This is a genomic window from Microbacterium sp. ARD31 (assembly GCF_031844425.1).
This window is the reverse complement of record NZ_JAUZVE010000010.1, coordinates 51,239-65,306: the sequence shown is the minus strand read 5'-3', so window position 1 is coordinate 65,306 and position 14,068 is coordinate 51,239. Positions and strand designations below refer to the sequence as shown.

13 protein-coding genes are annotated in these 14,068 nt (G+C 70.4%); 3 read left to right on the top strand and 10 right to left on the bottom strand.

The window, feature by feature from the left end; translation table 11 throughout:
• Positions 1-15 precede the first annotated feature (15 nt).
• The 5 genes from Q9S36_RS22815 to Q9S36_RS22795 form a co-directional block, all read right to left on the bottom strand.
• A complete protein-coding gene (locus Q9S36_RS22815; protein WP_311287147.1) occupies positions 16-978 on the bottom strand; it encodes a carbohydrate kinase in 963 nt (320 codons plus the stop codon).
• Positions 975-1,877, bottom strand: a complete 903-nt coding sequence (locus tag Q9S36_RS22810) for a carbohydrate ABC transporter permease (RefSeq protein WP_251453498.1) — start codon at positions 1,875-1,877, stop codon at positions 975-977. The genes Q9S36_RS22815 and Q9S36_RS22810 overlap by 4 nt, the downstream gene beginning before the upstream one ends.
• A 1-nt stretch (position 1,878) precedes the next feature.
• Positions 1,879-2,820: a carbohydrate ABC transporter permease gene (locus Q9S36_RS22805; RefSeq protein ID WP_251453499.1), complete on the bottom strand. Its 942-nt coding sequence runs from the start codon at positions 2,818-2,820 to the stop codon at positions 1,879-1,881.
• 66 nt (positions 2,821-2,886) lie between these two features.
• Entirely contained in the window at positions 2,887-4,176 is a 1,290-nt protein-coding gene (locus Q9S36_RS22800; protein ID WP_311287146.1) for an extracellular solute-binding protein, read from the bottom strand.
• 77 nt (positions 4,177-4,253) lie between these two features.
• Entirely contained in the window at positions 4,254-5,297 is a 1,044-nt protein-coding gene (locus Q9S36_RS22795; protein WP_311287145.1) for a LacI family DNA-binding transcriptional regulator, read from the bottom strand.
• Between the two features lie 220 nt (positions 5,298-5,517).
• Here Q9S36_RS22795 and Q9S36_RS22790 point away from each other — a divergent pair, with 220 nt between their 5' ends.
• Positions 5,518-7,131 (top strand): glycoside hydrolase family 68 protein, encoded by a 1,614-nt coding sequence (locus Q9S36_RS22790; protein ID WP_311287144.1) that lies wholly within the window; start codon positions 5,518-5,520, stop codon positions 7,129-7,131.
• Between the two features lie 68 nt (positions 7,132-7,199).
• The gene (locus Q9S36_RS22785; protein WP_311287142.1) at positions 7,200-8,891 is read left to right on the top strand and encodes a glycoside hydrolase family 32 protein; all 1,692 of its coding nucleotides are present in this window, start codon (positions 7,200-7,202) and stop codon (positions 8,889-8,891) included.
• A gap of 7 nt (positions 8,892-8,898) precedes the next feature.
• Here the strand turns inward: Q9S36_RS22785 and Q9S36_RS22780 are convergent, their stop codons facing one another.
• The 5 genes from Q9S36_RS22780 to Q9S36_RS22760 form a co-directional block, all read right to left on the bottom strand.
• On the bottom strand, positions 8,899-9,942 hold the full coding sequence (locus Q9S36_RS22780) for a LacI family DNA-binding transcriptional regulator (protein WP_311287140.1): 1,044 nt from the start codon (positions 9,940-9,942) through the stop codon (positions 8,899-8,901).
• Positions 9,943-9,994: 52 nt separating this feature from the next.
• Entirely contained in the window at positions 9,995-11,350 is a 1,356-nt protein-coding gene (gene glmM / locus Q9S36_RS22775) for a phosphoglucosamine mutase (RefSeq protein ID WP_311287139.1), read from the bottom strand.
• A 14-nt stretch (positions 11,351-11,364) separates the two neighbouring features.
• The gene (rpsI, locus tag Q9S36_RS22770; RefSeq protein ID WP_285814596.1) at positions 11,365-11,838 is read right to left on the bottom strand and encodes a 30S ribosomal protein S9; all 474 of its coding nucleotides are present in this window, start codon (positions 11,836-11,838) and stop codon (positions 11,365-11,367) included.
• A gap of 26 nt (positions 11,839-11,864) precedes the next feature.
• Entirely contained in the window at positions 11,865-12,311 is a 447-nt protein-coding gene (rplM, locus tag Q9S36_RS22765; protein WP_251453503.1) for a 50S ribosomal protein L13, read from the bottom strand.
• Between the two features lie 192 nt (positions 12,312-12,503).
• Positions 12,504-13,670 carry a hypothetical protein gene (locus Q9S36_RS22760; protein ID WP_311287138.1) on the bottom strand — a complete coding sequence of 389 codons (1,167 nt, stop codon included), beginning with the start codon at positions 13,668-13,670 and terminating at the stop codon, positions 12,504-12,506.
• Between Q9S36_RS22760 and Q9S36_RS22755 the strand changes: the two genes are divergently transcribed.
• A complete protein-coding gene (locus tag Q9S36_RS22755; RefSeq protein WP_311287137.1) occupies positions 13,614-14,048 on the top strand; it encodes a hypothetical protein in 435 nt (144 codons plus the stop codon). The two genes, Q9S36_RS22760 and Q9S36_RS22755, sit on opposite strands and share 57 nt — an antisense overlap.
• Positions 14,049-14,068: the final 20 nt, after the last annotated feature.

The window sequence follows — 14,068 nt, the reverse complement described above, 5'->3', positions numbered from 1 at the left end:
TGAATCCTTCGGTCGTCAGCGCGCGCTGGGCGCGGGGGTATGGGGGTGCGTGTCGAGCGGCTCGAGCTCGTCGCGGCGGGGCGGGTCGGCTCCGGGCCGCGAGACGGTGATGGCCGCGGCGCGGGCTGCGCGTCGCAGCATCCGATCGAGGTCGTCGGGCCGGATGCCGCCCCCCGGCGCCCGCAGGCGGCCGGCGGTCGCGTCGAGCGAGACCAGGCCGTCGACGATCGCGCCCATGAAGGTGTCGCCGGCGCCGACCGTGTCGACGACGGCGGCGCGGACGGCGGGGATGCGGTGAACGCCGTCGGCGGTCACCGCGAGGGCGCCCTCGCCGCCGAGGGTGATGACGACGAGCGCGGGACCGCGCCGCTGCCACTCCTGCGCGACGTCTTGGACGGGACGGCCCGGGTGGAGCCACCGCACGTCCTCGTCGCTGGCCTTGACGACGTCCGCGAGCCCGATGAGCTCGTCCACCCGCGCACGCACGGCTGCGGGATCGTCGACGAGAGACGGGCGGATGTTGGGGTCGTACATGACCGTCGCGGACGACCGCAGGCGTCGGACCAGCGCGACGACCTGGCCGGCACCCGGCTCGATCACCGCGGCCACCGAGCCGATGTGCAGGACGCCCGCGGATGCCGCGGCATCACCCGCGGCATCCGCGGCCAGGTTCCACTCCAGGTCGAACTCGTAGCGCGCAGCGCCGGTGGCGTCGAGGCGGGCGATCGCGGTCGAGGTACGGGGCGCCGGGGTCGCGGCGACCTCGACGCCCGACGCGGCGAGCCAGTCGCGGATGCGCCGGCCGTGGTCGTCATCGGCGAGTCGGGTGATCAGCAGCGGGTCGCGTCCGAGGCGCCCGAGGGTGAGCGCGACGTTGGCGGGGCTGCCGCCCGGGGCCTCGTCGACGGTGCCGTCGGCGCGGTGGACGACGTCGACGAGTGCCTCGCCCACCACGACGATGCGCGATGGCCCGGTCATCCCTTCACCCCGCTCGCGGCGATGCTCGAGACGAACGCCCGCTGGAACACCAGGAAGACGATGAGCACCGGCAGCGTGATGAGCGACGTGTAGGCCATGACCTCACCCCACGCGGTGTTCAGCTGGAAGAAGTACTGCATGCCGACCATGACCGGGCGCAGCTCCTCCTTCTGCACCACCATGAGGGGCCACAGGTACTGGTTCCACGCCGGCAGGAAGGTGAGGATCGCCACGGTCGCGAACGCCGGTCCCGACAGGGGCACGAGGATGCGGCGATAGATCGTGAACCAGCTCGCACCGTCGATGCGCGCGGCCTCGTCGAGGGACTTCGGGATCGTGGAGAAGTACTGCGTGAACAGGAAGATCGAGAACGCGTTCGCGATGAACGGGACGATCTGGACCTCGTAGGTGTTCAGCCAGCCGAAGTCGTACTTGAGGATGCCGCCCTCCATCACGAGCGTCGGCAGCTGCGCGACCCAGTAGACCATCGGCACCGCGATCGTCTCGAACGGGACGATGAGGGTGGCGATGACGATCGCGAGGACGACGAAGCGCCCCTTCCACTCCAGGCGCGACAGGGCGAAGCCGGCCATGGAGTTCACGACCAGTCCGAGCCCCACGGTCAGCACGGTGACGAGCACCGAGTTGAACAGGAACTGCGCGACGGGCACGCGGTCGAACACCCCGAAGTAGTTGTCGAGGCTGATGTCGCCGACGGGAAGGAACGCCATGGGCGAGTCGATGTCCTGCAGGATCTGCGCGTCGGGCTTGAGGCTCGAGACGAACATGAACACCAGCGGGAACAGGAACAGGATGCCGAAGAGCGACATCGTGACGTAGAGCGCGATCTTGCCGCGGATGCGGTGGGACGACTCGCTCTGGGGCTTGGTGGCGGACATGTCAGTCCTTCTCTCGCGTCAGCCGGCGCTGGATGAGCGCGATGATGAGCACGGCCACGAAGAAGATCAGCGAGATCGCGGCGGCGTAGCCGATCTCCTGCTGCTCGTAGCCCTTGCGCACGGCGTGGAAGACGATGGTGGAGGTGGAGTTCACCGGACCGCCCTGGGTCATGACGTCGATCTGGACGAACAGGCCGAGGGCCGCGATGGTGATGGTGACCAGGACGAAGACCATGGTGGGGCGAAGGCCCGGCCAGGTGACGTTGGTGAACTGGCGCCAGGGGCTCGCGCCGTCCATCTTCGCGGCCTCGTAGAGCTCCTCGGGGATGGTCTGCAGCCCCGACAGCCAGATGATCATGTGGAACCCGACGGCCTGCCAGATCGACAGCACGATGATGGCGCCGAGCGCGGTGTCGGGGTTGTTCAGCCAGTCGGTGCCCTGCCAGGCGCCGAACGTGACGGCGTCGATCAGCGAGTTGATGAGCCCGTCGCGCTGGTACATGAACTTCCACAGGATCGACACCACGACGATCGAGGTGACGACCGGGATGAAGAAGATCACGCGGAACGCGGTGACCCCGCGCATCCGGCGGTTGACCAGCACCGCCAGCAGCAGGCCGATACCGGCCTGAACGGGGACGACCACGAGGGCGAACAGCGCGGTGTTCCAGGCCGACTGCACGAAGACGGGGTCGGCGGCGAAGGCGCGGATGAAGTTGTCGAAGCCGACGAACCGCGGCGGGTTCGGCGAGATGAGCCGCGCGTTGGTGAAGGACAGGGTGAAGGCGAGGATCACCGGGATGATCAGGAACAGGACCAGCAGGATGCCGGCGGGGGCGATCATGCCGAATCCCGCCCAGGTCTCTCGGCCCCGGATGGAGCGGAAGCGACGGGAGGCGCGCCGAGGCTGCTCGGCGGCGACCGTCGGAGGTGTGACAGTCATGGTGTGCTCTTCTCGAGCGCGCCGGCGGGAGCGGGATCGCCCCCGCCGGCGCACCTGGATGATGGGCTAGAAGCCGTAGCCGTCGTTCGAAGCGATGTTCGCGTCGATCTCGGAGACGGCGCGGTCGAGCGTCTCCTGGACGTCGGCGCCGTTCATGATGTCCTTCGCGGCCGTCTCGAAGGTGGTGGAGATCACCGCGTAGGCGGGGGTCTCGGGGCGCAGCACCGCGTACTCCTGCGAGAACTCCACGAACGGGCGCAGCTCGCCGTCGTCGCCGAAGTACTGCGACGCCTGGGCGGCGCTCTCGGTCGCCGGGATCACGATCTGCTTGTCGGCGAACTCGGTGATGTACTCGTCCTGGAAGCTGAACTCCAGATACTCGCGGGCGCCGTCGGCGTCGTTGCACTCCGACGAGATGGCCCACTGCCACGAGCCGCCGCCGATCTTGGGGCCGTTGCCGAGGTCCGGCGGGGGCAGGATCAGCAGGTCGTCGCCGACCTCGTCGAGCGCCGTGACCGCGTTCCAGACGCCGGTGTAGCTCAGGGCCACCTCGTCGTCGATGAACTCCTGGTTGCCCACGGTGCCGCTGTTGCCGGCGTAGCCGTCGGCGAAGAGGCCCTGGAACCACTCGCCCCACGCGACCGCCTCGGGTCCGTTGAGGGCGCCGTCGGCGGTCAGCATGCTGTCGCGGTCGATGAGGTCGCCGCCGAAGCTCTGCAGGAACGGCGAGTACGCGTACGGCCACCACTCGCCGGTGTCCTCGGCGCCGATGTCGATCGGCGTCTCGTAGCCGGCTGCCTTCAGCGTCGCCAGGGCCGCGTTGAACTCCTCAGCGGTCCAGGGCTCCTCGACGGTCGGGATGCGGATGTCGGCTGCCTCGAGCACCGACTGGCGGGCAAAGATCGCAAGGGCGGCGTCCCAGTACCCGGCGGAGTAGATCTCGCCGTCCCACTCGCCGACGGCGGTCGGCAGCAGCGAGTCGGTGAGCTCGGTGGGCAGCCCGAGCGGCTGCAGGTAGCCCGCCCACGCCCAGTTCGGCATGATCGGGCCGTCGAGGTCGAGAAGGCAGGGGAGATCGCCGGATGCCGCGGCCGCGACGATCGCGTCGTTGTAGGCGCCCTGCGGGAACGACTCGTGCACGACCTGGTACTGGTCCTGCGAGTCGTTGAAGTCGGAGATGATCCGTTCGTAGACCTCGAGCTCGGCCGGGTTGCCGGCGGAGTGGGTCCACATGGTCAGCTGGGTGCGGCCGTCCTCGGTCGTGGCGTCGCCCTGACCCGCCTGCCCGCATCCGGTCAGGGCCAGAGCCCCGACGAGTCCTGCCGATACGAAGATCGGCGTCGTCCTGCGCATCATTGTGGTTTCCTTTTCTTGGTGCTCCACTCCCACGTGGAGCACCGGTCGGGGGGCGCCGTCGGCGGCCCTTCGGTGTGTCAAGCCCGTCGCCGGTTCTGTTTGCCGACATACGCCGGCGGCGGGCCCACGGAGTCTCGTCGGATGACGGGGCACTCCATCAGGTGCGTGACGTCCTCGTCCCCCGCGCGGACGCCGAGCGCGACCTCCATCGCCCAGCGCCCCATGTCGTAATGGGGCAGCGCGATCGTGGTCAATGGGGGGTCCTGCTCCGCGGCGATCAGCTGCTGGTCGTCGTACCCGACGACCGAGAGGTCTCGCGGAATCTCGAGGCCGCGGTGGTGCGCGGCGGTGTAGACGCCGACGGCCATGCGGTCGTTGAAGCAGAAGATGCCGGTGGGACGCTGATCCTCGGGCAGCTCGAGCAGCCGGTCGGTGGCGATGCGGCCGCCGCGGGCCGTCGTCTCGCCGCGCACGTGGAGCGCCGGGTCCACCGCGATGCCCGCATCGGCGAGCACTTCGAGGTAGCCCTCGTGGCGCAGCTCCGACGCGATCGGGGCGTCGTCGGTGTCGATGTAGGCGATGCGCCGGTGACCGGCGGCCACGAGTTCGCGCACGGCCGACACTCCCCCGGCGCGGTCGTCGGGGACCACCGAGCGGAATCCCCCGTTCTCCGGCCGGCAGTCGAGGAAGACCGTGCCCGCGGGCAGACTGGCCGGCGCCGCGACCACCTGATGCCACATGCACGCGTAGATGAGCGCGTCGACCTGCTGCGCGGTGAGGGCACGGATCGCGTCCGCTTCGATCGCGCTGTCGCCTCCGGTGTCGATGAGGAAGACGAGGTGGCCGTTCTCGCGAGCAGCGTCCTGCGCGCCGGCGAGCATGTCACCGGCGAACGGCGTCGTCGCGATCTGGTCGGAGATGAGACCGACGGTGCGGGTCTGCTGGGTGCGCAACCCTCGGGCCACCGAGCTCGGGGCGTAGCCGATCGCCTTGGCGGCCTCGCGGACCCGCTGGCGCGTCTCGGCCGAGATGCGGGATTCGACGTCGTTCATGACGAGCGAAACGGTCGTCACCGACACGCCCGCCGCCGCGGCGACATCTGAGATCCGAGCCCGAACCACGCTTCCACATCCTTGTGATAAATCGATTTATCCGACAGGCATGATTATGAACCTCCTTCGCCGCCCGCGTCAAGTAACACGTCCATAACGCCCGTCGTGATCACGCGCGAGAGCCGTGTCCCCCGAATGTCCGACATGCGGCATCCTCGGCACCGTGTCACTATGGATACGCAATGCAAATCGATTTGCATGTTGCGTAACGGAACCCAAGGAGACATCCATGAACACTCCCACCCAGGGCGCGCGGCGCCTGCTGGCAGGCGGTGTCACCGCGACCGCCCTCGTGGCGTCCGCGCTGATCGGCCTGCCCTCGGCCGCTGCGGCGGCCCCCGCCGCCACGGCACTGCCCGACCTGCAGGACGGCCCCCAGCCCACCGTCCACACCCAGCAGGCCTACGACCCCGAGGACGACTTCACCGCCAAGTGGACGCGGGCCGACGCCCGCCAACTGCAGCGTCTGTCGGACCCCACGACGCCGTCGCGCGAGAACTCGATGCCCGCGTCGCTGACCATGCCGGAGGTCCCCCAGGACTTCCCCGACATGTCCAACGAGCAGGTGTGGGTGTGGGACACGTGGCCGCTGACGGATGAGGACGGCAACCAGTACTCCATCAACGGCCAGGAGGTCATCTTCTCGCTCGTGGCCGACCGCGATCTCGGCTTCGACGAGCGTCACGTCTACGCCAAGATCGGCTACTTCCACCGCCCGGCCGGCGTCCCCGCCGACGAGCGTCCCGAGAACGGCGGCTGGACCTATGGCGGCCTCGTGTTCGACGAGGGCGTCACCGGCGAGATCTTCGAGGACAAGTCCTTCAGCCACCAGACCCAGTGGTCGGGCTCGGCGCGCGTGTTCAAGGGCGGCGAGGTGAAGCTCTTCTTCACCGACGTGGCCTTCTACCGTGACGAGGAGGGCAAGGACCGCAAGCCCTACGACCCGCGTCTGGCGCTGAGCGTCGGCAAGGTCCACGCCACGGGCAAGGACGTCAAGCTCACCGGCTTCGACAGCGTGCACGACCTGCTGCAGGCCGACGGCGAGTACTACCAGACCGGCGAGCAGAACCCGTTCTTCAACTTCCGCGACCCGTTCACCTTCGAGGACCCCGCCAACCCGGGCGAGACCTACATGGTCTTCGAGGGCAACACCGCGATGCCCCGTGAAGAGGCCTACTGCACCGAGGAGGACCTCGGCTACCAGCCGGGCGACCCGTTCGCCGAGACGGTCGAAGAGGTCAACGCCTCGGGCGCGCCGTACCAGATCGCGAACGTGGGCCTCGCCAAGGCGACCAACGACGACCTGACCGAGTGGGAGTTCCTCCCGCCGATCCTGTCGGCCAACTGCGTCACCGACCAGACCGAGCGTCCGCAGTTCATCTTCAAGGACGGCAAGGCGTACCTGTTCACCATCACGCACCGCGGCACGTACGCGGCCGGTATCGACGGCCCCGAGGGCGTCTACGGCTTCGTCGGCGACGGCATCCGGTCCGACTTCCAGCCCCTCAACGGCGGTTCCGGTCTGGCGCTGGGCAACCCGACCAACCTGAACTACGCGCAGGGGCAGCCGTTCGCGCCGGACTACAACCAGCACCCGGGCGCCTTCCAGGCCTACTCGCACTACGTGATGCCCGGCGGTCTGGTGCAGTCGTTCATCGACACCATCGGCACGCACGACGACTTCGTCCGCGGCGGCACCCTCGCTCCCACGGTGAAGATGGACATCTCGGGCGACACCACCAGCGTCGACTACTCCTACGGCGACGGCGGCCTCGGCGGCTGGGCCGATGTGCCGGCGAACCTCAACATCAACCCGGGCGGGAAGATCACGCCCATCCGCTGATCCCCTCCCCCGCAGGTGCCCGGAACGCGTGTCGTTCCGGGCACCTCGCCCGACGGAAGGACGTCGACATGACCGATCAGGATGCCAACACCCCCGACACGGGCACGGCCCGCCGCCGCGCTCTGGTGATCGCGGCGATCGTCGCGGCCGTCGCCCTCGTGGCGACGCTCATCACGGTCGCGGTGACCCGGACCGGTGAGACGGATGCCGCACCCGACCCCTCGCCGATGGCTGCGCCGGCTCCGGGCCCGAACCCCTTCGAGCGTCCGGCCGAGTGGTCGGAGCACCGCCCGGCCGTGCACGTCACGCCCGGGCAGGACTGGATGAACGACCCCCAGAAGCCCTTCTTCCTCGACGGGCTCTGGCACTACTACTACCTCTACAACCCCGACCACCCCGAGGGGAACGGCACCGCCTGGTACCACGCGACCTCGACCGACCTCATCCACTGGGAGGATCAGGGCGTCGCGATCGAGAAGTACGGCAACGGCCTCGGCGACATCTGGACCGGTACGGCCGTGGTCGATCACGACGACACCGCGGGATTCGGCGCCGGCGCCGTCATCGCCCTCGTCACCCAGCAGCACGAGGGTGTGCAGCGCCAGTCGCTGTTCGTCTCGACCGACGGCGGGTACAGCTTCTCGTCGTACGAGGGCAACCCCGTCATGGACAATCCGGGCGCAGACGACTGGCGGGATCCGCGCGTCTTCTGGGACGACGCCGCCGGACACTGGGTGATGGCGCTGGCCGAACACGACCGCATCGGGTTCTACACGTCGCCGAACCTGCGGGAGTGGACGTACGTCTCGGACGTCGACACCGACGGGCTCGGAGTCCTGGAGTGTCCCGACATCTTCCCCATGGCCGTCGACGGCGACCCCGATGACATCCGGTGGGTGCTGATGGCCGGCGCGAACGGCGCCGGCGAGGGCAAGACGACCGGCACCGTCTACTGGACGGGCACGTGGGACGGCGAGCGCTTCACCGCAGACGATTCCGGCCACCGCTGGCTCGACCACGGCGCGGACTACTACGCCGCCGTCACGTGGGACGATCCGCGCCTGGCCCCCGAGGAGCGCCTCGCCTCGCGCTACAGCATCGGCTGGATGAACAACTGGGCGTACGCCGGCGAGTTCCCCACCGAGGACTGGCAGGGCGGATCCGACTCGATCATCCGCAGCATCCGGCTCGCATCGGACGCCGGCGCAGGCGAGGGTGAGGGTGACGGAGCCGTGCGGCTGCTGTCGACGCCGGCTGAAGAGCTGCGGATGCTGGAGGGCGAGCCGCGACCCCTCGCGGACGCGGCGCTGGACGCCGGTGGCACGATCGACGTGGGCGACCCGGCATCCGATGCCTACCGGCTGCGGCTGGACGCCGGCTCGGCGGACGGCTCCGGCGAGGTGCGCGTCAAGGTGCTCACCGGCGACGGGCGGTTCGCGACCGTCGGCTACGACTTCGACGCGCAGGTCGCCTTCGTCGCGCGCGACGCCGACGCGATCGCCGCGGGGATGCCGGAGGAGTACCGCACCGTGCGCACGGCGCCCGTCGCCACGCGGGACGGGCGCGTGACGCTCGATGTCGTGATCGACGTCGCCTCGATCGAGGTGTTCGCCGGCGACGGTGAGGCTTCGCTCACTATGGCGACGTTCGGCGCCCCCGGCGACCGCCACGTGCGCATCGAGGCCCCGCGCGGTCCGGTGACGGTGTCGGACGCGAGCCTGACGCCGCTGCGCGTGGCGCCCATCGAGCGGGTCGACTGACGCCGGATCAGCGGGCGGGCGGGGCCACCGAGCCCCGCTCGACCAGCCGCCCGGGCAGCTGATGGACGCCGTCGAGCACGGGTGCGCCGTCGATGCGCTCGAGCAGCCGCCCCATACCCCAGCGCCCCATCTCGTCGTGGGGCAGGGCGACCGTGGTGAGTCCGGGGTCGAGGGCGTCGGCGACCGGGTGCAGGTCGTCGATGCCCATGACCGACAGTCCCTCCGGGACGGGGATGCCGCGACGCGCGGCCGCCTGCATGACACCCATCGCGATCTGATCGTTGAAGCAGATGACGGCCGTGGGCGGGTGCTCGCAGTCGAGCAGCTCGCCTCCGACGTGGCGCCCTCCGGCGGCATCCGCGAAGCAGAAGGCGAGCCGCTCGTCGGGGAGCGCGATGCCCGCGTCACCGAGCGCGGTGCGGATGCCCGCGAGACGCCCCCGCGCCGCTCGGGACTCGGTCGTGCCGATGTAGGCGATGTCGCGGTGGCCGTCGCGCAGCAGCCGCTCGACCGCGACGGCGGCGATCTGCGCTTCGTTGGGCACGACCGCGTCGACGACCCAGTCGGGGTCGGGAGCGGCATCCACGAGGACGACCGGCACGTCGCCGGGAACGTCGGGCTTCGCGATGCGCTGGTGGTACATGCGCGCGATGAGCAGCCCGTCGGCCCGCTGGGCGAGGAACCGGGCGATGAGGTCGCGCTCTGCCTCGGCGTCGCCGCCGCTCTCGCCCACCATCAGCAGCACGTCCCGCTCGAGTCCGGCACGGCGGGCGCCTTCGATGATGCGGCCGGCGAAGGGCGTCGCGGCGAGGTCGTCGCCGATGAGCGCGACCAGGCCGGTGCGGCGGCGGCGCAGACCACTCGCCACGCGGTCGGGGACGTATCCGAGCTCGCGCGCGACGGCGAGGATGCGCTCGCGTGTCTCGGCATTGACCGCCCGCGCGCCGCTCAGGGCGTGCGAGACCGTCGTGGGCGAGACGCCCGCGGCCTTGGCGACATCGCTGACGCGCGCGCGTCCGGTCGGTCTCGCCTCCGTGCGTCCGCCGTCCATCCGCCCAGCCTATGGCGCGAGGACCCGGGCACCCCGCCCCGAGGCGCGGTCGCTACAGGGCGAGGCGCTCGCGGACGACGTCGGCGAGGGTGTCGGCGTGCCGGCGGGCGTCCTCTTCTGATGCCGCTTCGACCATGACGCGCACGAGCGGTTCGGTTCCCGACGCCCGCAGAAGCACGCGTCCGGTGTCGCCGAGTTCGGCCTCGGCGGCGGCGACGGCCGCGGTCACCTCCGGGTCCGAGACGCCGTCGCGGTCGACGCCCTTCACGTTCACGAGCACCTGGGGGTAGACGGTCATGATCGAGGCGAGTTCGGCGAGGGTGCGGCCCGTGCGGGCCATCTCGGCCACGAGGTGAAGGCCGGTGAGAAGGCCGTCGCCGGTCGTGGCGTAGTCGCTCATGATGACGTGACCCGATTGCTCGCCGCCCAGCGTGTAGGCGCCCTCGGTCATCGCCTCGAGCACGTAGCGGTCGCCGACGCCGGTCTGCAGCACGCGGATGCCGTGATCGGCCATCGCGCGGTGCAGGCCGAGGTTGCTCATGACGGTGGCGACGAGGGTGTCGTCCTTGAGCCGTCCGCGCGTCTTCATCGACAGCGCGAGGATGGCCATGATCTGGTCGCCGTCCACGACGCGCCCCTGCGCGTCGACGGCGAGGCAACGGTCGGCGTCGCCATCGTGGGCGATGCCCACATCGGCACCGGCTTCGACCACCGCGCGGGCGAGTCCGTCGAGGTGGGTGGAGCCCACACCGTCGTTGATGTTCCAGCCGTCGGGGTCGGCGCCGATGACGGTGACCTGAGCACCGGCATCCTTGAACGTCTCGGGCGACACGCCCGAGGCTGCACCGTGCGCGCAGTCGAGGACGACGTGGAGTCCGTCGAGCCGGTGGGGCAGCGACGCGAGCAGGTGCACCACGTAGCGGTCCTCGGCGTCGGCGAAGCGCCGGATGCGGCCGACCTGTGCGCCCGTCGGCTGCAGCTTCGGCCCGGTCAGGGCCGCCTCGATGCGCTGCTCGACGATGTCGGGAAGCTTCACGCCACCGCGGGCGAAGATCTTGATGCCGTTGTCGGGCGCGGGGTTGTGCGACGCCGAGACCATGACACCGAAGTCGGCGTCCATGTCGGCGATGAGGAACGCGGTCGCCGGGGTCGGCAGAACGCCCGCGTCGAGGACGTCCACACCCGACGAGGCGAGACCGGCTTCGACCGCGGCGGAGAGGAACTCCCCCGAGATGCGCGGGTCGCGTGCGACGACGGCGGTGAGGCGCTTGCCGGCGGCGCGGCGCGCCTCGGCCGTACGGCCCTGGCCCAGGACGACCGCGGTCGCCTGGGCCAGGGTGAGTGCGAGGTCGGCGGTGAGGGGGCCGTTGGCCAGCCCCCGCACCCCGTCCGTGCCAAAAAGCGGCATCGGAACCCGCGGGATCAGCGCTTCGAGTACTGAGGCGCCTTGCGGGCCTTCTTGAGACCGGCCTTCTTGCGCTCCTTGACGCGAGCGTCACGCGACAGGAAGCCGGCCTTCTTCAGCGTCGGGCGGTTGTGCTCGGCGTCGATCTCGTTGAGCGCGCGGGCGATGCCCAGACGCAGTGCGCCTGCCTGGCCCGAGGGGCCGCCACCCGAGATGCGGGCGATGACGTCGTACGCGTCGGTGAGGTTCAGCACCGTGAAGGGGTCGGTGACCAGCTGCTGGTGCAGCTTGTTCGGGAAGTAGTCCTCGAACGAGCGGCCGTTGATGGTGATGGTGCCCGAGCCCGGAACGAGGCGCACGCGAGCGATGGCCTCCTTGCGACGACCGACAGCGGCGCCGGGAACCGAGAGCACGGGGCGCTCGGCCGCGACGGCGGCGGTGTCGACGGGGGTCTCGGTCGAGAAGTTCTGCGGGGTGTCGTTGTTCGCCACGAAAGTGTCCTTAGTCTGTCCGGCGCTTACTGGGCGACCTGGTCGAGGGTGTACGTCTTGGGCTGCTGCGCACCGTGGGGGTGCTCGGCGCCGCGGTAGACCTTGAGCTTGGTGAGCTGCTGGGCACCCAGGCTGTTCTTGGGGAGCATGCCGCGGACGGCCTTCTCGACAGCGCGCTCGGGGTTCTTCGTGAGGAGCTCTTCGTAGGTGACCGACTTGAGGCCGCCCGGGTAGCCCGAGTGACGGTAGGCCTTCTTCTTCTGGAGCTTCTGACCGGTCAGGGCGACCTTGTCGGCGTTGACGATGATGACGAAGTCACCGCTGTCGATGTGGTTGGCGAAGGTCGGCTTGTGCTTGCCGCGGAGGAGGGCGGCCGCGTGCGAGGCGAGGCGTCCGAGGACGACGTCGGTCGCGTCGATGACCAGCCACTCGCGCTGGGTCTGGCCAGCCTTGGGGGTGTAAGTGCGCGTCACTGTAGTGCTGCTTTCTTGATCGAACGGAGAAGTTCGTGAATCCCGCTCCGGGGTGGTTCTCCGGCCGAGGGCCGGCGGAACACGCCAGTGGAGGGCTCACGTTCGCAGTGCGCAGTCAGCAGGACGCACGCACCAAAGAGTCAGTCTACGTCATCCGGATGCCGCGGCCAAACGGGCGGCACCGGGGCGGGACTATGGGGTCGGCGCCGGGATCGGAACGGTCGGCTCCGGCTCCGGTTCGGGCTCGGGTTCGGGCTCCGGTTCGGGCTCGGGGGCCGGCTCCGGCTCGGGCGCCGGTTCGGGAGCCGGGGCCGGGTTGGGAGCGGGCGGTGGCGGCGGCGCCGGGTTCACGGGCGTGAAGGGCACCAGCCACGGCGATTCGATCTCGATGCGCTCCTGCTCGTCGCGCAGCGCCGACACGGCCCGGGAGTAGTCCCACAGCTCGGCGTCGCCCGACCCGCCCGCCTCCTGCGCCTTGCCGACGGCTCGCGCGGCTGAGACGACGGCGTCGCGGAACTTCTGCTCGGGCAGGGTGAACTCGGCGACGAACTCCTCGGCGAAGCCGGGCAGGCTCGTTCCGACGGCCGACTGGGCGGCGCGGAGTCCGGCGAGCGCCTGCTCGAGCGCGGCGGTCGCATCGGCGTATTCGGCGATGGCCGCTTCCACCGCGACGCGGTACTCGTCGGCACGGGCGGCGGCGTCGGAGTACGCCGAAGGGTCGGACTCGTCGAAGTTCTCGCGCGCGTACTCTTCGGGCATCGCGGGCGAGGCGAGATCGAGCCGTTCCCGGAGGGCCTGAAGTGCGTCCTCTGCCGCCACGCGTGCGCCGCTGGGGCTGATGCCGGCGATGACCGCGAGGGCGGGTGCGGCGCTGTCGGCGGCGGCACGGGCATCGGCGGCGAGTGCCGCGTAGGCCTCGGCCGCGGCATCCAGCTGCGATCGGGGCTCGTCGATGCGGGCCTCGGTCTGCTCGAGGCCGGCGCGGGCCGACGCGACGCGGTCGCCTGCGGCCAGTGCGGGGAAGAGGAAGAGGGCCGCCAGCACGATGGCGATGACCAGCACGATTCCGGCGACCACAGACCACTGCCGCACACCCCACGCCGCGAGTCCGCGACGCTCGCGCGGAGGAACGGGATCCTCGTCCGAGCGCTCTTCGTCGAGATCTGCGACCGAGCGGGCGTAGGCCGGACGCGCGGCGTCTGCCGGCAGCAGTTCGGTCTCGGGCTCGGTCGCGCGGGTCGACGCGGCGGCGGGCAGGAGGGCGGTGGCCGCTGCAGCACCCCCACCGGCGGCGAGCGGCTGGTGCAAAACCGTGGTGTCGTCGAGATCGTCGTCATCGCCGTCGTCGGCAGGAGGCACGACGTCGTCTACGTCGTCATCGACGACCTCGTCGGCGGGCTCATCGACGACCTCGTCGGCGGGCTCGTCGTCAACGGGAGCGTCGTCGTCCGCGGCATCGTCGACAGGGACCTCGTCGACCGGGACATCGTCGTTCGCGGCATCGTCAGCGGACACCGCGGCCTCGCCCGGCAGCGGCGGACGCGGGGGCACAGTGAAGAGGGCGGCGAGGCGGTCGTCAGAGACGTCTCGCGCGGGAGGGTCGACGCGCTCGCCGGAGCCGAAGAGGTCGGAGAGTGTAAGGGCGCGCTCGTCGGCGCTCCCGCGTGCGCCGTCGTCTCCGCCGGCTTCCGGTGTGTCGCTGCCGGCGGCCCGATCGGGTTTCGGAGTGCCGCCTGAGCCTCGAGATCTTCTCATTC

Coding starts and splice junctions, on each gene's coding strand:
- Q9S36_RS22785 (WP_311287142.1), top strand. CDS start 7,200: ATGACCGATCAGGATGCCAACACCCCCGACACGGGCACGGCCCGCCGC.
- Q9S36_RS22810 (WP_251453498.1), bottom strand. CDS start 1,877: ATGTCCGCCACCAAGCCCCAGAGCGAGTCGTCCCACCGCATCCGCGGC.
- Q9S36_RS22805 (WP_251453499.1), bottom strand. CDS start 2,820: ATGACTGTCACACCTCCGACGGTCGCCGCCGAGCAGCCTCGGCGCGCC.
- Q9S36_RS22790 (WP_311287144.1), top strand. CDS start 5,518: ATGAACACTCCCACCCAGGGCGCGCGGCGCCTGCTGGCAGGCGGTGTC.
- Q9S36_RS22780 (WP_311287140.1), bottom strand. CDS start 9,942: ATGGACGGCGGACGCACGGAGGCGAGACCGACCGGACGCGCGCGCGTC.
- Q9S36_RS22800 (WP_311287146.1), bottom strand. CDS start 4,176: ATGATGCGCAGGACGACGCCGATCTTCGTATCGGCAGGACTCGTCGGG.
- glmM (WP_311287139.1), bottom strand. CDS start 11,350: ATGCCGCTTTTTGGCACGGACGGGGTGCGGGGGCTGGCCAACGGCCCC.
- Q9S36_RS22815 (WP_311287147.1), bottom strand. CDS start 978: ATGACCGGGCCATCGCGCATCGTCGTGGTGGGCGAGGCACTCGTCGAC.